Below are 21436 nucleotides of genomic sequence, written 5' to 3'. Positions count from 1 at the left end.
CTACACGTTTAAACGCATCGACTGCTTCGCGGCGGCAGGTAGGATTATTTATGACTGGCTAGAAGAGAAAATGTCGAGTGACCGATGACAAGGCTTCGTCAGATAAATCGTCAGGGTCCAGACCAGATGGCAGCGTGATGGTATATACCTTGGTGTAGGGTTCAAGGGCACTGCGGATGCGAACGGTAGCCTCTTGTCCGGCACGATCGCCGTCAAGCATCAGAACAACCGGTGAGACTTTTTCCAGTAGATCGTTTTGTACGGCAGAAAGATGGATTCCCAGCAAGGCCACGGCAGGGATATTCAATTGAGCCAGACGCATGACTCCCCAACCCATCTTTGTCACTTTTTTCCGGAAAATTGCTGAAAAACCGCGTTTTTTACTACATATGAAATTATTTTATTTATAATTACAATATGTTGAAATTTTACCGGCCAAAGTAGTGCCATAAAATTCACCGAAGTATTGACAATCGGTGTTTTTTCTGTAATTCAAGATGGCATGTATATCCGACGAACAACAATTAAGAGCAAAAAAGATGGCGAAACATATTTCACTCATCGCCTTGTTGAATCAGTTAGAGTTGGAAATAAGGTGAAGCAGCGCACTATTATAAATCTCGGTAAAAATTTTCCTTTTCCACGAGAACAATGGCCAGATATTGCTTGTCGTGTTGAGGGAATTATTAATGGTCAATCAAGTTTGTTTAAATTGCCGGAAAAAATTGAGCAAGCCGCACAGCATTATGCTGCACAAATCATACAAACCCGGTCGAGTCAAAACAACAATACAGACAAAAACGATAGTATAGATGCCCCCGATTACCGTTTGATTGATATCGATAGTCTTGAACTTATAAGACCGCGTAGCGTTAGTATTGAACATGTATCACATGAAACATTTCTCAAATTACAATTGGATAAAATATTTGAAGGTCTTGGATATAATAATCATCAAATAGCAGCTGCAATCGGAAGTATAGTTGGTCGAATGGCGGTTCCCGGCAGTGAGTTATCAACGCATTACTGGCTGCAAAATCGAAGCGGTTTAGGCGAATTAATCGGCTATGACTATGAAAGTATGTCGCTAAAACGAATCTATGAAATATCTGACCGTATTTACAAAGACAAAGAAGCGATTGAAAGGCATTTATACAACCGAGAACGTTTTTTGTTTGGTTTTGAAGAAATAATTACACTTTATGATTTGACAAACACATTTTTTGAGGGAAGCTGTAAGTATAATGAACTTGGCAAGCATGGAAAATCAAAAGAAAAACGCTCAGACTGTCCCTTGGTAACTTTGGCTTTAGTTTTGGACAGTAGCGGCTTTCCAAGAAGAAGTAAAATATTTTCCGGAAACGTTAGTGAGCCATCAACACTGGAAGAAATGATTTCAAGCTTGAATAAACCATCAGAAAGTTCATTAGAAGACGATAAGCAGATGAGTGTTTTTGATAAAAAGAAACCAGTTGTCGTAATGGATGCCGGGATAGCAACAAACGATAATGTACAATGGTTGCAGGCGAATCATTACCGATACCTTGTTGTCAGCAGGAAAAGATATAGAGAATTTGATCATGATAAAGCTGTTGAAGTAAAAAGAGATAAGGATTACATTGTTAAAGCGTACAAAAAATATGTCAAGGAAACAGAAGAGACTGAAATTTATTGTCATTCAAGTGAGCGAGAAAAAAAGGATCAGAGCATTCAAAATCGATTTTCAGAAAGATTTGAAGCAGACTTAAAATCATTGAACGATGGTTTAAATCAAAAAGGTCGGCTAAAGATTTATGAGAAGGTTGTTGAAAAAGTAGGACGGCTGAAACAAAAATATACCAAAGCTGCTAAAAATTATGAGATTACCATCCATAAAGATAAAGGATCAAAGAAGGCGACAAAGATTACCTGGAAGATAAAAAAAAATTCTGACTCTTCAGATTCAAATCCAGGCGTTTATTGTTTGAGAACAAACTTGAACGATCTGGATGAAACTATTCTTTGGCGTACATATACGATGTTGACTGATCTTGAAGCTGTATTTCGAAGTTTAAAATCGGAGTTGGGTTTACGGCCGGTGTTTCATCAAATAACGAGGAGAGTAAAAGGACATCTCTTTATCACATTATTAGCTTATCACCACGTTCATACAATCAGGTTTAGACTTAAAGAAAATGGGATTCATACAAGTTGGTCCGATTTGAGAAAAGAATTAGACGGCCAAAATCGAACAACAGCAGTAATGAGAAGTAAAAATGGCGAGACAATACATGTTAGAAAAAGCACAAAAGCAGAGTCTCGTCAACTAAAAATTTATGATGCACTGGGTGTGCCTCATAGTCCAGGAAAAGTGGTAAAATATGAGGTATAAAAAATAAGTAGTGCCATAAACGCCTTAGCGTATGACTCAACTATTAGAAATTACAGTAAATATTAAATTCAAGCGGAAAAGATGGGCCAAGGACATTCCACAACGACCACCGCCTTGCGGTGCCAAGATTTTATGCGATGGAAGTTATACAGGATTTTATTTTTGGGCAGACCTGGAGGGAATTTCCATTTGCCGTATTGTTTGACTTGGTTGGTATCCAGACATCGTCCGGCATACCCGATGGGATGACCGTCTAAGTCATGGAGCCGGACAGCGATACATTCCTTGAGAAAACCGCCCCCCTGATAAGCACCGACTTCAAAGCGCCTGGCGGTCAAGGGGGTGATCTGCTTTTGGCGCAGCCATGGAACGGAAGCATTGAGGTGCAAACGCGCTGTAAAGGGGCGGAAGGATTTTTTCAGCGGTTGTAACGAAGAAGCGGTCTGAGAAGTCGGTTCCGTGGCTGCCAAAGTGGCCAGAAAAGTGGCGGTTTGTCGGTAGTCTTTGCCATAAAGGCGCCGCACGAGTTCGACCACATCCCCGCCGGCATCGCATCCGGTAAAGCAGCGCCAAAGGTTTTTGGAAAGGCTGATCACAAAGGCGTTGGGGTTGTCGCCACCATGCAGGGGACAAGGGCCAAAGAGTTGGTCGCCGCGCTTTGTAAGCGGTGTCGTCACCCCCTTGGCCTGAAGGACCGTCACGATGGAGACACAGCGCTTGAGCGTGGACTCGGTAACTGATGGAAACGCGGCCACTCCAAATGGTGACATCATTCGATATGATATGGTTCGATATGGATGCGCTACGCGCCATCTGATTTGATTGGGTTTTTTAAGGCATGGGCAGAAAGGCTTGAATAAAGCCCAAAAAGCGAGGGGAACAGCAAGTGTGGTCTGCTGCTCCCCTCAGTGGCATCATTCAATGCCTCCTGCACCCGGCTATCCCTCGACAGGTTGCTCCCCAGCAGAGCCTGCCTCCGTTTCACCGGGCAACTGGTATTTCACCGTTATGAAAAACCGATGATCATTTTCTTCTCCTATGTTGGGATTTCGTCATTGGCGGTGAGAACAACTTAAAAAACAAAGCCTCATCGAGACGAGGCAGATTCTCTTGGGCCGCCGTGGCGAGCAATTCCGCGGCCATTTGGTTGAGCACCCGCAGATTGTTGGCCGCGTGAGCGGACAATGTAAGAATCAATTCGTCGGTCATCAGTTGACGGTTCCCGGCCGTCTCGAGAGCGAAATACAAATAATCCTGGAGTTGCTCGGGAGAAAGCGGTTCGAGCAATAACCGTGGTCCGATACGGCTGCCCAGGGGCAACAAGTCGGCGGACCGGAACCTGTCGGGCAGCCGGTTGTCGCCACACAGAATAGTAAACAAAAGGCTCTGCGAGTCGAACCGATGGCTCTGTAAAATACGCAGTTCGGTCAGGCACTCGGTCGACACCTGCTGGGCCTCGTCAATCAAAAGCACCGGTTTTAGCAACGTCGACTGGCAATGGCGTTCCCAACGGTCCCGCAGGGCCTTGAAGCCGCCATAGCGGTTGGAGGGGGACAGGTTGACATTGAACAACTCACCCATTTCGCGGTAAAAGTCCCCCAGCTTGCTTTGGGGGCGCTGCATCACACCGACGGTCAGGTCGGGTATCTGTTCGAGTTGATGGGCAATCTTTTGTAGCGTCTTGCTTTTCCCCAATCCCGGCTCTCCGGTAATCAATGCAAAGCCGCCGTTCTCGGCCATGGATCGCACCCGCAATCCAAAAGACTCGGTGCCTGGGATGGCATACAACGCTTCCGGTGGCAAATCGGGCAGAAACGGGTTGTATTTGAGTCCGTACAAGCTTCTGATATCGGTATTGTTCATTCTTCGATTTCCTCCTTGGGAATATAAGCCGGGGGCAAACCCGTTGCTGCGTGATCGGCTAACAATTTTCGAAGCAGCGCCGGCAGCGGTCTGTTGATTGACGGAATTGACGATGTCGTATTTTCGTCCGGTTGGATGAGGCGGCGTTTGCCAGAAACGTTTTTGGTCTTGTCCTGGAATTGCGGGACGTCCTTAAGAAACTAAATAAAAAAACAACGGGGTTAGGTCTTCATTCTTGACAAGATCAGAAACCAATTGCCTCACGCAAAGCCGCAGAGATCGCAAAGAAGATAAGGGACGGTTGGCTTCGCCAAAATCAAGTTGAATTTTGTATTCGGAAATATACTGAAATAATAGGGACAGGTACTTTATACTTGACTCCAATACTAGGGCAAAGGGGACGTAGGCCAAATGGGACGGGCATGAAATTATGCGATTAAATCTAAAACGGGATCGAGCGGCGGAACCATCTTCCTGAACGACATCGATCGGGACGATTTTGTCGATCGGTTTACCATGATCATGTCCGAAACCGGCACCTTGCGTTACAACGCATGAGGAATGCGGGTGCGTTTTTTCCTTCGATGACGCCAGGATTCGAAACGTTGCCGGACCTGCTCGAGGGTAGGGGAAATTGTGGGAACATCTTGGATATCGGCGGTCATCGGCTGGCCTCCTTATTTTTTGGTTCAACCGATGATATCCTATCCCTTCGCGGATTTCATGCATGCTTGCCGAAAGAACACATTCGATGGCGTCAATTAAAGTCCGTGGCCATGTAAGAGTGGGCCTTGCCCGCGATAATCAATCATGAACGAAGTCGATTTTCACGTTGTATCCGGCGGCCTTACGCATGCCGATCCTCTTTTGTTTCAGCTCGTAAACCGGCGCCAGCGTGTCGTATGGGGCGCTGGTTTTCGGTTCGGCCAGCGCCTTGTTTTTGAAATCCTCGAACGTGGGTCGACTTGCGGTATCAACCATTACGGGCCTCATCGATCACCAGATCCGTATCCGGTGACACGGCATAAAACAGCTGGTTCAGCTTTTCGATCGTTGGCATCGCCGTACCTTGTTCATAGCGGGCGTAGGCGTTGCGCGATGACATCCCCATCCGTTTGGCGACCTGGGCGAGCGAAAGCCCGCTGATTTCACGCTTGCGTTTCAGCAAAAGCCCGATCATGGGTTTCGGCTCCGGGGCCCCGACCTCGAAGGTGTCCTTGGCACCCTTATATACTGTCACCTTGAAGCCGTCCCGGTTCACCAGCGTTTCAATCATATCGGCCACCATCAGGTAGGCCTCTTTTTTGGTGCGGCCCTGGGTCATCAGATCCAGGATGGGAATTTCCGCCAGCCAGAATTTGCCGTCTTTATAAATGCGTCCTGCGAATCTCATGGTTTAGCCTTTCTTGCCTTGTTTAGTATTGATCGGGCAAGCTTCTCGTTGATCTCACTATGGCGGGGGACCGGTTCCTGCCGGTCGCCGTTGGTCCAGATATCGTGGTTGCCGCCGTGTCTTTCAAGCCACCATCCCAACTTCGTCAACTCAGCTTCCAGCTTTTTTCGTTTCATGCACGCAATGTACACATATAAGTGTGCATATGTCAATACAACAGAGAAAAAAGGGACAGGTACTATATAAAAAAAGATTGACACCCTAAAAAAAATTGGAATAATTTTTTTTGAATTATTTATAGAGATGGATAATTGGTTAGCTTTTTTATTGGAGAGCGTAAATGCCGGCACTGGTTCAGTTGAATAGGTGTTGTAAGTGGCAGAATATACATAAAATAGCTGGACAATAGAAAATAAAAAATGTACGGTAATCTACCCCAACCATGATGAGAAGGAGTAGATTATGCTGTTATTTACATGCAAATGTCCCAATTGTTCGTCTGAAAATATCCGACATGACTATGTATATCGCACAATTTCTAACGGTGATAGGGAAATGTTTCTTTGTCAAGACTGCAAATATTCATTCTCAGAAACAAAAAACACCTTCCTGCAAGATATCAGAAAGCCTGTCAGTAAAATTTGGGAGGTCTTAAACGCCCGAACTGAGGGAACGTCACTCAATGCCACCTGCCGGATCTTTAAAATCGCTAAAAACACCCTTCTTGCCTGGGAAAGAAAATTTTCCTATCTTTATAGTACTTTATTTATCTATTCAATGGCGCATACGTTCATCCAGTCAGTCATTGAAGGTGATGAATTTTATACAAAAGTCAAAAAAAATGTTCCTGCTGAAGAATCTTCCGGATGGACTATTGTCCTCATGGATAGAGCCAGCCGTTTCATTTGGGAAATGAGCTGCGGTAAAAAGGACAGGTCCCTTTTTGAAAAAGCAATCAAAACCCTGGCGGAACTTGTCAACCAAACTGAAGACATAACCCTTCTGACAGATGGTGAACGTCGATATGGAAAAATTCTATTTGAAATATGCCACGAGCTTTTTCAAACTGGCATGCGTGGTCGTCCTCGAAAAGTGTTGAAAAAGGGAGTCACCGTCAGGGTAAAAAACAAAGGATCCCAAGCCCATAAGAAAGGACGCAAAAGGCCAAAATACCAGACAACATGTCCTCAACACCCTGAGACCACAAACCATATTACAGATAAGGAAACACACGCCAATCACGTTGAAGCCAACAATGCTGCAATGCGCCGAAAATGTTCCGCGTATAGAAGAAAAACAAACACATATGCAAAATCAGAAACCGGTCTTCAACGCGTGTTGAACGTTTATTGGGTTATCCATAACTTCCTCAGAGTTCACTTTACGACCAAAAAGGTGCCCGCTGTTAGTTTAGGAGTACTCGAATGCGAGATCACTCCAGAAGCACTTTTCAGTGCACAACATATTTAACTATTCAAAATTATGACTAATTAATTGCCTATTCAACTGAACCAGTGCCAATCAATCAGAGAATCTGGAAAACGCTTCAATTTAATCTGAAAATTTCGTTCCATTTATTGCGGGAATCAACAGCCACTGAATCCAGCGGTAGCGGTCCTGTTTAAATTTCAGCAGGAATTCCCGTTTGTGGCATCTTTGGGTGATATGCCAGATTTGATATGGGATATAATGTCGTTTTGCCCTTGCCATTGAATCATCCTATATCGCACTTTTTAATTTAATACCAAAAATCTCAATATAGGGTGTATTTCGGCCCTTCTTTGAAACAATTTAGCCTTAATTATATGGGGTTGGCTTGGCCTCCCCGCTCGCCCCACATCGACCTCAATCCAGTTCGTGCCGGTATCGTGGATAAGCCTGAGGAGTATCGCTGGAATTCGCTGGGATCTCATCTTCAAACCAACAACAAAGACGGGTTTCTTTCCACTGATTTTGGACTCAAGGAATTCAATGTGTTTGAACATACTTGCGGTGTGTTGAAGTGTGGATTTTACTTTTCCATAAAATCAAAAGGGTGGTTATTCTTGACTTTGTATCCCAATTGGGATATTTTTTGAAAAAACGATAATTGATAAAAGGCACTATCAACATGAAGACCCAAACAACCATAAGGGTGGATACAAAAAACTATAGACAAGCGAAAGAGATCTTAAAATATCTTGGCTTGAGCTATTCGCAAGCAATCAATGTGTTTAATAATTTGATTGTTTGCCACAAAGGGCTTCCGTTTGAAATCAAAATCCCCAACGATGAAACCTTGGCGGCAATGGAAGAAGCCAAACGATTGGATGGTGATTATATAACTATCGATGAATTTTCGAAATAGTTCATATGAAGTTATTTCGGACGAAAACCTATCGAAAAGATTATCAGAAAATAAAAATGAAAGACTCTCAGTACGAGAAATATATCCAATTTTTATCCCTGTTGTTGGATGAGAAGGAACTGCCACTTGAAGCAAGGGACCACAATTTGATTGGAAACTTTTCTGGTTTTAGGGAATTTCATGTCGGTGGGGATTTAATTGTAATCTATTCTATTGAAGAAAACACACTTCGCTTGGTAAGAATCGGTTCACATTCCCAACTTTTCAGATAATTATTTTTTCCTCAAAACACGTTTCGCTTGAGCATAAAAAAGGTTCCATAACCACCATGGCGTTCTTAATACGTTCGATAAACGGAAAAACAACGGGGTCAGGTCTTCATTCTTGACAAAATAGCCTCTTACAGAGACACAGAGCGCGAAAAAATGAAGGGGCCAAGGATTCAAGAGGTCGAGGAGCCAAGGGGCAAAACAGCTGATAATTTCTTTTTCCTAAACCCAACGAACTCAACGAATCCAACCAACAAATACGTCCGTGTGAGTCGGTGTGTGTCTGTGGTAATTTAGAAAGAGAAAAGAATCAATCACCGTAATGGGTTTTGGCCCGGTGGATGAAAACCTTATTGTTCTCTTCATCGATTGTGTACACGATTCTGTCTTGAAAGCTTAGACGCATCGAATAAAACCCTTTTAGCTGGCCGACTAATTTTTTCCCGGAATGAGGTTCGGGACTGATTCTGTATTCAAGAATATCTTTCAACTTGGACTTAAGGCGGGGGCTTAGTTTATTGACGTCCTTGAGGGCTTCTTTCGTGAATCTGATTTCATACATCAAGTGTCTCCAAAAACCTCGTCCATCGAATAGGTCTCGCCGCTGTTCATTTGATTTATGGAACGGTCCAAACTCTTTAACATTCCAGGTGTTGACAGCAGTTCAAGCGTTTCAATCAAGTTGTCATATTCCTCTTCAGATAGCATAACAACGGAGCCTTTGGGATGCCGAATTCGGAATATCTGATGTTTTTCAGTTGCGCCTTTGACTATTTCGAAAAATTGGCGACGTGCATCGGTTGCTGTTATATTATTTTTCATACAAACCTCCCATAGTGTACGTTATAATGTACATTAATACGGCTGGTTTCTCCCTGTTGTCAACAAAAAAAGGGGGTTAGGTCTTCATTATTGACAAAACTGCCTCACACAGAGTCACAGAGAGCGCGAAGAAACGAGACAACGGGGTCAGGCAGGGCAATCGTAAGTAAAATTTATGCGGATAGGATTTTTATCAGATAATTCTCATCCCATGCCGCTTTGAGGCGTTTGGTTTGAATACCGCCTTTAAGGGTTTTCTCGCGTTTGAGCAGGTTCATGGCCATGTGACGCAGAATTACGAAGTTTTCCAGAGCATGATCTTTGCGTACCCGGCAGTGGTCTTCGCGGAAAGATACGTCCAAACAATAGTGTAATCCGTTTTCAATGCCCCAGTGTTCTCTGACCCTGACCGCATTGGCGATGGTGGGCGCATGATTTTCGAGACTGGAAACTGAAAGGGACAGGTACTTTATACTAAATTGTTGACACCCGAAAAAATTTAAAATAGATTTCCCGTATGATTTGCTAAAGGTGATTGGCTTATTTTTCCCCTGAAATAAGCGTTTCGCCTTACATCCAAAGATCTATCAGTCTGGGATATTTTGGCTCATTTTCCAAAGATAATTGGAGGGAGGAAGTGTGACAAAAAAGTCGTTTATCAGAAAGTGTTACTAGAAAATACGGTTGAAGAAGGAACATAATGATTCGCGAAGGCAAAAAAATACCCAAGGACGTCCAAAAAAAGGTTCCTGAAATTATCAAGGCTATTGAGGCTGACCCGGTCGTCGTTGTTCTCTTCGCATTCGGCAGCTTGGCGACTGGCCCTTTAAAGCCGCTGAGCGATTTGGATTTCGGTATTTTACTCGATGATCGGTTGGACAAAAGGCAGCGTTTTGACAAACACATTCAACTTATCGGCCTTTTTAGCGATACATTCAGAACCGATGAGATTGATTTGATCATCCTGAACGACGCCCCACCTAGAATGGCATTTCAAATTTTCAAGACAGGAAAGATACTGGTCTGCAGGAGTACGGCTGCCTTGATTGATTTTCGTGAACGCTTGGTAACACAGTATCTGGATTTCAAGTGCATGAGGGATGCGTTTGATGCAGTTTTCCTGGAAGGGGTTGGCTATCATGGATGAACAAATTAAGGAACATCTCAAATACCTGAATAAATACCATCTTCATTTGCTGGAAGCCCGGAAGGTTCCTTATGACGAGTTTATTGACAATCCGATCCACTATGGTAGCACGGAACGCTTTTTTCACTTGGCCATCGAAAGTTGCCTCAACGTAGGCAACCGTCTGATTGATTAGTTGGGACGAGAATGAGAGGTAATCATGCCCCGCGTATCCCGAATGATTATTCAGGATCAGACAGCGGTTTATCATGTAATGTCCAGAACTGCGCTGGATGGCTTCCCGCTGGAAGCATTTGAAAAAGATTTTTTGCTGGATTTGGTCAAGCGGATGGCTGGTCTGTTTTTTACTGAGGTGTATGGCTTTGCCCTGATGGGCAACCACTTTCACCTTTTAGTAAAGATGCTTCCAGAATATGCGTTTACGGATGAAGCGGTTAAAGAACGGCTGGAGCGCTTTTATGGTGAAAAGCAGGCCATGGGCTGGGAAGGGCAATTACCGTTTGTCCGTGAAAAACTTGCCAGCCTTTCTGAATTCATGCGCGAAATCAAAGTCAACTTTACCCGTTTTTACAATAAACGCCACGGTCGCCGAGGCTATTTTTGGGGCGATCGGTTCAAAAGCGTAATCGTAGAAGAAGGGGAGACGCTAATCAATTGCATGGCGTACATCGATCTTAATCCGGTTCGGGCCGGCATCGTGGAACGGCCGGAGGATTATCGCTGGAATTCGATAGGGTACCATATCCAGACCAGTAACAAGGATGGCTTTTTGTCGACCGATTTCGGCCCAATGAAATACGATTCGCTGTCACAATGTGAATTGCCTCGGGCAAGCTTGAAACAATTCAATGTGAAAAGCGAAAAGGAGCGGGTGCGGCTTTATCGAAAATATGTATATGAGACTGGAGCGATACCAACCGATGGCAAGCCCTATACGAAAACAATTCCGGGAAAAGTGGTAACCAGAGAGCAAAAGAAGAACTTCGAGATCAGTCGTACAGAACGTTTTTTATACCGGACGCGGTATTTTACGGATTCCGGGATTATCGGATCGCGGGAATATGTCTCAAATACCTACCAGCAGTTCAAGCACCTGTTTCAATCCAAGCATGAGAAGAAACCAAGGTCCGTGAAGGGGCTGGACGGCGTTTTTTCGTTGAAAAGATTATCAGAGAATCTCTGATAATCGGTTTGTCGCATGTTGTTTGTTGTGGGTGGGTAAGAACCATAATGAGAATTAATCACCGCCCACTTCGTTCGAGACGCAAAGTTCACAGAGGGTTAATTTTCCCCTTCGGGGAGAGAACAATTATTGCTCGGCGTACTCTGCGGGGTACGTTTTTTCTTACGAGTTCATCAAATTTAAGAATGGACGGCGATGTCGTCAATCAAGTGATCGGATTGAAGAGGAAAACTGCTAATAAACTGGTGGTCAAGCAACTGGGTGGAAAGAATCCCTACCAGAGCCATGTTTTCGCGTTCACTTAACAACTGCCCTTTCCCTTTCCCACATTTAGCGATCAGACGAGATACCTTACTGGGCTCGAAATATCCCTTGGCACGGATTTGATCCTCAGACATCATTTCATCCACATAATCCAGTTTCCGATTGCCGAAAAAGCAGCGACTAATGGGAGCACGATAGGGTTGCTTGGCCCGCTCGATCAGTTCATCAGGAATCACTCCCCGGGCGGCTTGTTTCAACAGAAATTTTTCATTCAACCCGTGAATCCGGAATCGTTGCGGCAATCTGCAGGCAAATTCGATGAGTCGGTGGTCCAAAAAAGGAAAGCGCCCTTCAATGGAATTGGCCATGGCCATGCGGTCTCCCTGAGAGGACAGCAGATAATTAGACAGAAAAATGCGCATCTCCGTGTATTGAGCTCGTGAAAGCGGGCTCCAGGACATAAAATCGTTCGGCAGATTCGCACAATATCGATCGGCAAACGCATTCGTGGAAAAGGCTTGGCTTTGCAAATCATTTGAAAAAAATGACTGCAACTGGGATGTATTAGACCATCGCAACAGGTGAGAATACACGGGTGAATCGATGGCCAACAAGTCTTTTTTGAAAAATCCCTGGAGAAATTGTCTCGAACGACTGTTGGCACCTGAAAAGATATATGGATAGAGTTTTTCCAACAACTTGGGCCTTTTTTCGGAATCCGGCTGACGCGCCCAAAAGCGACGGATCTTATCCTCTTTAAAAATGTTGTAACCGGCAAATATCTCATCGGCGCCTTCTCCGGTGAGAACTACCTTAAAATTTCTCTCACGAACCAGTTTGGAAAGCATGAAAAGCGGGGTTGGGGCAGTCCTGATAATTGGTGTTTCGGTATGCCAGACAACTTTCGGGAAAAGGGTGCCGATATCTTCCTCGCTGCAACATACGTCATGATGGTCGGTTTTCAATGATCGAACGGCGATCGTCTGATAATCCGATTCATCAAAGCGTTTATCGGTAAACCGGACCGAGAATGTACTGAGCCGGTTGTTGAAGTTTTGCTTGACCAGTGAACTGATATATGTGCTATCGATACCGCCACTAAGGTAGGCCCCCACCGGAACATCTGCCCTTAGCCGAATCCGTGATGCATCCAATAGCAAGCCGCGCAGTTCCTCCACCCAATCATTTAAGGGGCGGTCACTTTTATCTTCATGGCTGAAGTCAGGCGACCAATATGATTGAATAAACATGCCCTGAGAATTGATTCGGGCATAGTGGCCAGGCAACAGCTGATAGATATTCTTGAATGGCGTCAATTCCCCCAAAGGCGCCCAACAGGTAAACACATCGGCCAGAGATTGTGCATTGATTTCACGATGTATGGCGGTATCAGCAAACAAGGCTTTTATTTCCGACGCGAAAGTCATGCGACCGTTGTCAAACTGGTAAAATAATGGACGAATGCCGACCCGATCCCGTGCCAAAAGCAACTCTTTCTTATTTTCATCCCAGATGGCCAAGGCGAATTGACCGTTCAGTACCTGAAGAAAATGGGCGCCTTTTTCCTCATACAGGTGAATTAACACTTCAGTGTCCGTCTGGGTATAGAAACGGTGGCCTCTTGCCTCCAAATCTTTTCTGATCTCCGGGAAATTGAAGATTTCACCATTGAATACAATCCATATGGACTTGTCTTCATTGTGGATCGGTTGATTCCCCGCGCTACTTAGATCAATGATGCTCAAGCGGGTGTGAACCAATCCCACCGGACCCTTCAAAAACATACCCGCTGCATCCGGTCCGCGATGACGCATCATCCCCGCCATTTTGCCGAGCAACACCCGTTTGTCTTCAAGGGAACGATAATTAACGATGCCTGCTATTCCACACATGATTCAATTTCCGTCATGCATCAAAGTTGAGGTTCTATGAAAAGTTGCAAACCATCTTCTATACGAAATGTCCATTGACTTACCGGTATCAACACGCTCAGGATCTTGTGTTATGTATATGTAAAGCTCAATTTGTCAATCTTTTATCTTTTATTCTGGAAAGCATTAATGGAGCTGGCCTGCCGCCTCATGCGGCACCGAGGCTCGGCAGAGCATCCGGCTGGTGCGCCCAAAAGCGACGGATCTTGTCCTCTTTGAAGATATCGCAACCGGCAAATTGCCTATCCCGGAGCACATCGAGAATACTGAGAAAATCCCACCTATGGTGGGATTTTTTTGTTGGAGGCGGAACCATCCGGTACATTTAAAGCAAACGAAAAAAGCGGCAGCAATTGTAATTATGCGGTTCAGGTTTGTACCAGCATGGCAATTCGATCAGTTCTTCGAAAAATTTAGTTCAGGTTATGATCAAAAAGTGCAACAAAACTGTACGCAATTAGCCAGCCGATGAATATTTTCATTTTTGGCTCTCTGTATCAGAAATTTTGATCAAACCTATCCATTGGTTGATAAAGGAACTCGTACGGTTTGATGTGAAAATCTGCCAAGGATTTTAACTGAGCGATGGCACGCGCTTATCGATATTTTATACCGGGATATATTTGGCATTTGAACCGCCGATTTTTTTGATCATTTTATTGTAAGTTTCAAGATCTATTTTATTATTTTCTAGTTGGAAATTTAAATATTCACAAGCTTCATCACTACAGACATTTATTATTTTATTTGTTACATTATTTTCTGAAATATAGTTATTGAATAGATCCCAATCGTTTGCGGCTATAATCCTCCATAGATCACTAATTTGATGGTATTGTTCTTTATTGTAAGCTGGAAACCTGCTCGTGACATCAAACAATACCCTTAAACTTTCTTCAGGCGTGTCGTCTATAATACCGCCGCCTGAACTAACTATAAAATTAGGGAAATTTTTGATCTTTTCGTTCAACTCAATTACTTGTTTTTTTATTTTCTTAACATCATTCATTGCAATTGATATTGTATCGATGTTTCCGAGCGTTACAATATTTGGAGGAACTGTGTAGGCGACTTTTTTCATATCAACATGATGATCTAAACTCAAACATTGCGCTCCAGTTTGCACAAATTCATCAAGTAGGTGATTTGTTTCGCCTGGAACATGTAGGAAACCAGGCAAATAAGTTTTATAAAAAATTTTTTTTACATATTGACCTGAAAAAATATTGAAATGTTTTCGAGATATCATTACTACGACCGGTTCTCCAACCCACAAAAAATCTGCTCCATTTCTTTCACCTTCACAAGCAATTTCGATAATAAGTTCTGTAAAAAAATTTGAAACCTCTTGGATAAATACAGGGTCTTTAATGCATTTTATTAAAAAATTTTTAACCCCTAATACATAACTCGTCAATGTTGCCGGACCAAAGCCTCCTAATCCTATCGCAGTTGTGGATAATTTTTTAAATTTTTTTATAGATTTTATGTATGGATTTGTCATAAATGCTTTGAACGATTTGGACTTACTAATTTTTTTTAAATCATTCGTGCTATTGATTTGGCCTAAGCAGACATGTTCAGTTTTGTGGCTGTCAATATACGTTTTTAAACCAAAATAGTTGCAAATATCGATATATGGTATGCTGGATATTACAAAATCATGCCCATATTCTTTGGTCTGGAAATACAACCATTGAGCAATCTTATCTTCAGGTGTCATATTAGAAGTGTCAATTTGATCATTGAATCTTTTTGCACTTCCACCACCAACAGGAGAGACCAATCTCCTATTATGGCTGAGCACATAATCAATTAGTTTCACTCGAGTCCTATGTGTCATTGTAAGGAATTGAAGAATGTGAGTTTAACGCTTGAGAAGGTGGTGGCGGATGCGCTTGAGAGCCTTGTCATAATCGTAGGCATCGATGTGGGCTGCTACTTCGGCCATTACCGCCGCCGGCAGGTGAGGCCGGGCTGCGGCAAAACTCGACGCGACGGCCTCGGGATCCGCCGACTGAAGGGCCTTGACCAGTCGGCCCAGCGATTGCGATCGCTGGGCCGGATCGGCCGCTGGCTCTTCAGAAGCCGGTTCCGGTGCAGCAGGAGTAAGCGTTTCGATTCCGCCGCGCACCTCGGCGAGCAGCCTGATGATTTCCCTGATCAAAACTGAGATGTTGGTTTCATCGCAGGCGGCCGGATCGGTCAGGGCCTTCTCGAGTTTGCGAGCACTGGCCGACAGGTCCGTGGCTCCGATGTTGGCCGCACTGCCCTTGAGGGTATGCGCCAGATGGCGCAGGGTGTCGTAATCCCTTTTCTCCAGCAGGGTTTTCAAGGTGGCAGCGGTGTCGACGTTGTTGGCGGCAAAGCCGATCAGGATCTTCAAAAACGTCGATGGGTCCATTCCGAGCGCTGCTATGGTTTCGCGGAGGTGAATGCCCGCAAAGCGGTTCGGTAACGGGTCGACATCGGTTTCAACAGCGGTGGGCTCGGGGGCCGATACCGGCCTGGAACCGGGGAGCCGCTTGATGTTACGCCAAAGGGCGTGAAACAGGCGATCCTGATTGATGGGCTTGGAGACGTATCCATCCATCCCCGCTGCCAGGCATTTTTCCTCGTCGCCCTTCATGGCGTAGGCGGTCATGGCGATGATGGGAACCTGATGAATAGAGGGGGTGGCGCGGATGGCGCGGGTGGCCTCGAAACCGTCCATTTCCGGCATTTGGATATCCATCAGGATCGCATCGAATTCAGCTTTATCGATGGTGACCGCCGCGACCGCCTTACGGCCGTTGGTCGCGGTGGCCACCTGGATGCCAGCCGTTTGCAGGACCGCCGTTGCGATTTCCCGGTTGGTGGGATTGTCCTCTACCAGCAGGACACGGCAGCCACGCAGGCGCTCCCGGTAAATGGACTCACGGGTGGTGAAACGGTTACGGGCGATTTCGCTTTTCACGGCCGTTTCGCCAAAGGCGGTCATCACCGCGTTGAACAGCTCGGACGGGTAGATCGGTTTGGCCAGAAATCCATTGATGCCCGCTTTTTCAGCCGCTTCGCGAACACCCGGCTCCTCGAAAGCGGTCATCAGCAGGATGACCGTATCGCGCTTCAGGTCACGGCGGATACGGCGGGCGGCGCTTAACCCGTCCATGCCAGGCATCTTCCAATCCATCAGGATCAGGTCGACGGACGATTTTCCGGTCGTATCGGTTTTAAGTATGTGCAGGGCCTTTTCGGCCGTTTCAACGGTCTTGACCGGGAAACCGAAACTGTCCAGCATCCGTTTCATGATCATCAGGCTGTCCTTGCAGTCATCCACCACCAGCACGCGGATTTTTTCCAGGGACGAAGGGGGTTTGAAGGTTGGTGGTGCCATGCCCGCAGAAGGCTCGAAGCGGGCCGTAAAACTGAAGGTGCTGCCTTTGCCAAAGGTACTTTTGGCCCAGATCGTCCCGCCCATCAGGCTTACCAGCCGTTTGCAGATGGCAAGCCCCAGGCCGGTTCCTTCGTATTTACAGGTTGTTGAGTCGTCCGCCTGGATGAACGGTTCAAACAGCCGCGGCAACTGCTCTTCCGCAATGCCGATGCCGGTATCCTTGACGGAAAACTTTAGAAATACGGTTGGCTCGGTTGTTTCCTCCAGGCTGATGCGTATCAGGATCACCCCGCCCTTGTCGGTGAACTTGACGGCGTTGCTGACCAGGTTGGTCAGAATCTGCTGCAGGCGCAGGGGATCTCCGATCAGTACGGCCGGGATGTCTGGGTCGATATCCGCCAGTAGTTCGATGCCGGTTTCGGCCACTTTGGAATGAAAGGCGTCCACCACCCGATCGAGGATCTCGTCCAGCATCAATGGACGTGCTTCCAGCTCCATTTTTTTCGCCTCGATTTTTGAGAAATCCAGGATGTCGTTGATGATGCCCAGCAGGGAATAGGCCGAGGTGTGGATGATTTCGAGATAGCGCACGGCCTTGTCGGGCAGATTTTCAGCCAGCGCCAGTTCGGCCGCAGCGATCACACCGTTCATGGGGGTGCGGATTTCATGACTCATGGCTGCCAGGAAACTGCCCTTGGCACGATTCGCGGCCACGGCCTCTTCTTTGGCCTTGCGCAACGCCGCTTGATCGGCGTTGTGGTAGTAGTCGCTGAAACGGTTGATGGAATATCCCAGACACGCATTGAGCTTCTCGAGAGCGGTGATCAGCGCATCGCCCTGCAATGCGTCGACGAGCAGCGGGGTCAGAAGCGTTCGATAGATTTCGAACGCCCGCTGCACCTCCGAAAGGGAAAAGCCGCCAGCCAAGCGCATCTCGCATATTTTTTCAATAAAATCATCGAGCTTGGTGTAATCTCCGTGGACGATGGCGTCAAAGTGCGCATCACAGGACTGCGAGGTGGTACTCTGCAATTCCTCCAATGGACGATTGGCGTAGTGGCCACCGACTTCCGTTTGGATGCGCTGCGCATATTCTTGATGCAGCTGTTTCGACCGGCGCTGTAGGAGTTCAATGAGTTTCATGGGTGTTTATTGATGCCTGACCGCAACGATTGAATTTTAATAAACGCTGTGAGGCAAATGGCGCAGACATGCTTTGTTGGGAAGCTTGTCACCACAGGGGCTTGGTCTGAACGGAGCTTTCAACCAAAAGATGCCGGCTGTGATCGGTGCGTCAAAGTAAAACGGCCGGCAACAGGCGTCCGGAGGGCGATTGGTTTGCCTCTGTTCAACTCTTACAAAAAATATCTTCGCAAATGGGAGGGGTGCTGTCAATCATCATGGCGGTGAAGGGCGTTTTATCCCTGTTCAGCAAACAGAAGAGGACGGCGATGCAACACTATATCGAATGCGTTTCAAACTCCTTTCGCTGGGTGATGTCATTGTAGATATAGGTTGGGTATTGAGCAATTGAGTAGGATGGCAAGTTCTCCAATAGTTGCTATTTTTTGGTTCTTGTTTTTTTCTCATCCAGGATTTGCCTGACCATCCGGGCCATTTCCATTTTGACCACCGGCTTCATCAGAAATCCTTTGACTCCAATTGTCCGGGCGCTTTCCGCATTGATTTTTTCGCTGAACCCCGTACAGATAATGACCGGTATGCCCGGCCGAATCGAAATCAGCTGCCGGGTGAGCTGATCGCCCGTCATATTCGGCATTGTCATGTCGGTAATGACCAAATCGTAAAGATTCGGGTTGGCTCTAAAGGCTTCTAACGCTTCTACACTGCTGGTACGGACGTTGACGTCGTAGCCCAAGCGCTCGAGGATTTGTTTTTCAAGGGCGGCAATGGTCTCATCGTCATCCACCAACAGGATTTTTTCGGTACCGGTTTGGGCGGTTTCCGCCTCCTTATCCGGCAACGAATCCGATGAATCCATGATCAACGGTAAGAATACCTTAACCGTGGTCCCTTTTCCGACGTCACTATGAATTTTTATATCGCCACCATGTTCCTTGACAATTCCGTAGACCACGGAAAGTCCAAGACCCGTTCCTTTCCCTTTTTCCTTGGTCGTAAAATAGGGCTCGAAAATTTTATCCAAGATCGAAGGGTCAATCCCACACCCGGTATCCACGACTGAAAGCACGGCATAACGGATGGATTCGATGGGCTGTGCCGATCGGTCCGCATCGTCGTTTGCCACCTCCGCCAGGCGGACCATGATCTGACCGCCATGCTTATCGACTGCATGGTAGGCATTGGTGATCAGGTTCATGGCAATCTGATGGATCTGGGTGGGGTCGGCAAGCACCATGGCGCAATCATCCTGGATATCATTCACGATTTCTATGCTGGTGGGGATGGTGGATCGCGACAACTTAAGGGCTTCCCTTAAAATTTTCTGAATTTGAACCGGAATCAGCTTATGCTCGGATCGACGGCTGAAGGCCAGGATCTGTTTCACGAGATCGGAGGCCCGATTGCCGGCTTTATAAATCTCTTTTATGTATTCATGTTCGACACTGTTTTTCGGAATGTCTTCCAGTAGCATTTCGGCCATGGCAATAATGGGAAATAGCAGATTATTGAAGTCGTGAGCAATCCCTCCGGCCAAGGTACCGATGGATTCCAGTCGTTGCGCCCTTCTGAGGTCGTCTTCAAGCTTTTTTTTGTCGCTGATGTCGTTGAATATCGTCAGGATTAATGCTTTGCCTGAAATTTCCAGAAACCGTGCAAACATTAACGCGTCGAGATGGGCACCATTTTTCGCCTTGAACTTCATCTCCAATCCATTGACCTGGCCGGAAGATTGTAGTGCATGGATAAATCGCTCCCTGTCTGGAACCGAGTAAAATTCCATTTCATTTGTCGTTCGGCCGATAAGCTCCTCCTTGGAATAGTGGGTCAACTTACACAGCTTATTGTTGACATCGACCAATTGACCGGTTTCGACTTCGGTGAGGGCGATTGCCTGTGGTGAGAAGTCAAACAGGAGGTGGAATTTATTTTCGCTCTCCTTGATGGCCTCCTCTGCCTGCATCCGGTCGGTCAGCATTTTGTTGGCATATTCGGCCATCTGATCAAGTTGGATAAATTTCAGATGGTTACGATCGATCGTTTCATCGGTGTGCGCCGCTTTTTGAAAAAAAGAGATGAAATAGTTGAGGTCGTTTTGTAGCTTGTTGCTCAACCACTTGAAAAGCAATGAAAAAATTGCAATGATGAACATCACGATCAGAACAAAATAGCCTATTTTCGTTTTTACCTGGCTGTTCAATTCGGCTTGCAGCAATGCAATTTCTGCTTCCACATCATCAAGATACACACCGGCACCCACAAGCCACCGCAATTCCGGTATTCCGAAGATAAAGGAAACTTTGGGTGCTTCTCTGTCGGGTTTCGAAAGCTTGATATGGGAATAATAAATATAGTCTCCTCCGGGAGTCATGGCGGCGCGATGCTCTTTTTCAAAAATGGCTTTCATTTTATTGGGGGTGGCATTGAAAACGTCCCATAATTTTTTCTTTCCGGAAACGATTTTGCCATTTGAAACCAACGCATCGCCATTGAGCCGGTTGATAAAGATATATCCTTCTTTCCCGAATCGTATTCTGCTGATGCCTGAAAGCAGGTCCGTTTCTATCTGTTTTTGAACATCGTTGACATACAAACCCGTACCGATAATCCAGTCGTAGGGTTCAAATCGTTTGATGAAAGCAATTTTCTTATGATCATTGCCTGCCGATCCCGGTTTCGTCCAGTGGTACTCATAAAATCCCTCACCGGAACGCTTTGCAATTTCGATCATGTCTTTGATCACCAATTGACCCTGGGGATCCTTGAGATTGAGCAGGTTCAGCCCCTCCATTTCGGGTCTGTCGGCGAACAGCATCTCTACCCCATCCAGTCGCGTGGCGAAGTAATAGCCGCTTCCGTTTTCAAACCGGATGGGACGCAATGCGTCCAGAATCATACGCTGAATATCCGTCCGGCTTTTCAGATGCCGGTTTTGTTGGTAGATGTGCCTGGCGATCGCATACGCTTCATCAACCCTTGCCTTAATTTTTTCCCGAGTTACCGTTTCACTCTGCGATTGTTCATAACGGATCCTCTCGACAACCCGCATCACCTCCTGTTTGATGATTTGTTTCTGGCGGCGGCTAAAATCCGCACGAATTTTTTCAGCCCGCAGATCAAAATCCCGGTACGTCTCGATCGCATCCATAGCGATAAAACTGCCACCGAGCACCACAAGGAAAATGGTTCCCCACACTCGTACCAACTTTATAAAATTGATTTTATTTTTCATGAATTTGCTCACCAAGTTTTAACTCAATTTTAACACCCGCCGAACAGTCGCCTCTGTATAGAATTTCCAATATTTCGTATCAAGGAAAAATCCTA

The 21436-nt window shown here is 45.9% G+C and carries 21 protein-coding genes; 8 read left to right on the top strand and 13 right to left on the bottom strand.

The genetic code is table 11. The features are described from left to right. Positions 1-58: 58 nt before the first annotated feature. Positions 59-337: a toprim domain-containing protein gene (locus GN112_RS08395; protein ID WP_231717232.1), complete on the bottom strand. Its 279-nt coding sequence runs from the start codon at positions 335-337 to the stop codon at positions 59-61. 129 nt (positions 338-466) lie between these two features. Here GN112_RS08395 and GN112_RS34270 point away from each other — a divergent pair, with 129 nt between their 5' ends. Next, entirely contained in the window at positions 467-2371 is a 1905-nt protein-coding gene (locus tag GN112_RS34270) for an IS1634 family transposase (RefSeq protein WP_155309797.1), read from the top strand. Between the two features lie 68 nt (positions 2372-2439). On the opposite strand, the gene GN112_RS08385 is transcribed toward GN112_RS34270, so the two are convergent. From GN112_RS08385 to GN112_RS35175, 5 genes are all read right to left on the bottom strand, one after another. After that, entirely contained in the window at positions 2440-3144 is a 705-nt protein-coding gene (locus GN112_RS08385; RefSeq protein WP_155309796.1) for a CHC2 zinc finger domain-containing protein, read from the bottom strand. Between the two features lie 250 nt (positions 3145-3394). After that, positions 3395-4234, bottom strand: coding sequence for an ExeA family protein (locus GN112_RS08380; protein WP_155309030.1), 840 nt, complete (start codon positions 4232-4234; stop codon positions 3395-3397). A gap of 804 nt (positions 4235-5038) precedes the next feature. Next, positions 5039-5215, bottom strand: coding sequence for a hypothetical protein (locus GN112_RS08375; RefSeq protein ID WP_155309795.1), 177 nt, complete (start codon positions 5213-5215; stop codon positions 5039-5041). Further along, the gene (locus GN112_RS08370; RefSeq protein WP_155309794.1) at positions 5208-5627 is read right to left on the bottom strand and encodes a helix-turn-helix domain-containing protein; all 420 of its coding nucleotides are present in this window, start codon (positions 5625-5627) and stop codon (positions 5208-5210) included. Before GN112_RS08370 ends, GN112_RS08375 begins: the two co-directional genes overlap by 8 nt. Continuing rightward, positions 5624-5803: a type II toxin-antitoxin system HicA family toxin gene (locus GN112_RS35175; protein WP_155309793.1), complete on the bottom strand. Its 180-nt coding sequence runs from the start codon at positions 5801-5803 to the stop codon at positions 5624-5626. The genes GN112_RS08370 and GN112_RS35175 overlap by 4 nt, the downstream gene beginning before the upstream one ends. A gap of 286 nt (positions 5804-6089) precedes the next feature. Here GN112_RS35175 and GN112_RS08360 point away from each other — a divergent pair, with 286 nt between their 5' ends. From GN112_RS08360 to GN112_RS08345, 3 genes are all read left to right on the top strand, one after another. Then, positions 6090-7097, top strand: coding sequence for an IS1 family transposase (locus GN112_RS08360; RefSeq protein WP_155308629.1), 1008 nt, complete (start codon positions 6090-6092; stop codon positions 7095-7097). Between the two features lie 640 nt (positions 7098-7737). Beyond that, positions 7738-7974 (top strand): type II toxin-antitoxin system RelB/DinJ family antitoxin, encoded by a 237-nt coding sequence (locus GN112_RS08350; RefSeq protein ID WP_155309792.1) that lies wholly within the window; start codon positions 7738-7740, stop codon positions 7972-7974. Between the two features lie 5 nt (positions 7975-7979). Beyond that, positions 7980-8246, top strand: a complete 267-nt coding sequence (locus tag GN112_RS08345; protein WP_155309791.1) for a type II toxin-antitoxin system RelE/ParE family toxin — start codon at positions 7980-7982, stop codon at positions 8244-8246. A 307-nt stretch (positions 8247-8553) separates the two neighbouring features. On the opposite strand, the gene GN112_RS08340 is transcribed toward GN112_RS08345, so the two are convergent. The 3 genes from GN112_RS08340 to GN112_RS34265 all read right to left on the bottom strand — a co-directional run bounded on the left by GN112_RS08340 (position 8554) and on the right by GN112_RS34265 (position 9601). Next, positions 8554-8805 carry a type II toxin-antitoxin system RelE family toxin gene (locus tag GN112_RS08340; RefSeq protein WP_197743290.1) on the bottom strand — a complete coding sequence of 84 codons (252 nt, stop codon included), beginning with the start codon at positions 8803-8805 and terminating at the stop codon, positions 8554-8556. Beyond that, entirely contained in the window at positions 8805-9065 is a 261-nt protein-coding gene (locus tag GN112_RS08335; protein WP_155309789.1) for a type II toxin-antitoxin system Phd/YefM family antitoxin, read from the bottom strand. The genes GN112_RS08340 and GN112_RS08335 overlap by 1 nt, the downstream gene beginning before the upstream one ends. A gap of 173 nt (positions 9066-9238) precedes the next feature. Next, entirely contained in the window at positions 9239-9601 is a 363-nt protein-coding gene (locus GN112_RS34265; RefSeq protein WP_331457560.1) for an ISAs1 family transposase, read from the bottom strand. A 164-nt stretch (positions 9602-9765) separates the two neighbouring features. On the opposite strand from GN112_RS34265, the gene mntA reads away from it, so the two are divergent. Genes mntA through GN112_RS08315 form a run of 3 tightly spaced genes read left to right on the top strand, consistent with a single transcriptional unit; the run spans position 9766 to position 11395 of the window. After that, positions 9766-10212 (top strand): type VII toxin-antitoxin system MntA family adenylyltransferase antitoxin, encoded by a 447-nt coding sequence (gene mntA / locus GN112_RS08325; RefSeq protein WP_155309787.1) that lies wholly within the window; start codon positions 9766-9768, stop codon positions 10210-10212. After that, positions 10205-10387 (top strand): ribonuclease HepT family protein, encoded by a 183-nt coding sequence (locus GN112_RS08320; RefSeq protein WP_162458842.1) that lies wholly within the window; start codon positions 10205-10207, stop codon positions 10385-10387. Before mntA ends, GN112_RS08320 begins: the two co-directional genes overlap by 8 nt. A 24-nt stretch (positions 10388-10411) precedes the next feature. Continuing rightward, a complete protein-coding gene (locus GN112_RS08315; protein WP_155309785.1) occupies positions 10412-11395 on the top strand; it encodes a transposase in 984 nt (327 codons plus the stop codon). Positions 11396-11574: 179 nt separating this feature from the next. Here the strand turns inward: GN112_RS08315 and asnB are convergent, their stop codons facing one another. Then, the gene (gene asnB / locus GN112_RS08310) at positions 11575-13551 is read right to left on the bottom strand and encodes an asparagine synthase (glutamine-hydrolyzing) (RefSeq protein ID WP_155309784.1); all 1977 of its coding nucleotides are present in this window, start codon (positions 13549-13551) and stop codon (positions 11575-11577) included. Between the two features lie 223 nt (positions 13552-13774). Here asnB and GN112_RS08305 point away from each other — a divergent pair, with 223 nt between their 5' ends. Then, complete coding sequence (locus GN112_RS08305; RefSeq protein ID WP_155309783.1) at positions 13775-14062, top strand: hypothetical protein; 288 nt, start codon at positions 13775-13777, stop codon at positions 14060-14062. Positions 14063-14197: 135 nt separating this feature from the next. Here the strand turns inward: GN112_RS08305 and GN112_RS08300 are convergent, their stop codons facing one another. The 3 genes from GN112_RS08300 to GN112_RS08290 form a co-directional block, all read right to left on the bottom strand. Beyond that, positions 14198-15415: a uroporphyrinogen decarboxylase family protein gene (locus tag GN112_RS08300; RefSeq protein ID WP_162458841.1), complete on the bottom strand. Its 1218-nt coding sequence runs from the start codon at positions 15413-15415 to the stop codon at positions 14198-14200. Positions 15416-15457: 42 nt separating this feature from the next. Further along, the gene (locus tag GN112_RS08295) at positions 15458-18109 is read right to left on the bottom strand and encodes a response regulator (protein ID WP_155309781.1); all 2652 of its coding nucleotides are present in this window, start codon (positions 18107-18109) and stop codon (positions 15458-15460) included. Positions 18110-18527: 418 nt separating this feature from the next. Further along, positions 18528-21341 carry a cache domain-containing protein gene (locus tag GN112_RS08290; RefSeq protein ID WP_155309780.1) on the bottom strand — a complete coding sequence of 938 codons (2814 nt, stop codon included), beginning with the start codon at positions 21339-21341 and terminating at the stop codon, positions 18528-18530. Positions 21342-21436 lie beyond the last annotated feature (95 nt).

The organism is Desulfosarcina ovata subsp. ovata (genome assembly GCF_009689005.1).
Taxonomy (GTDB): Bacteria; Desulfobacterota; Desulfobacteria; order Desulfobacterales; family Desulfosarcinaceae; genus Desulfosarcina; species Desulfosarcina ovata.
This window is presented reverse-complemented; position numbering and strand designations above follow the sequence as displayed.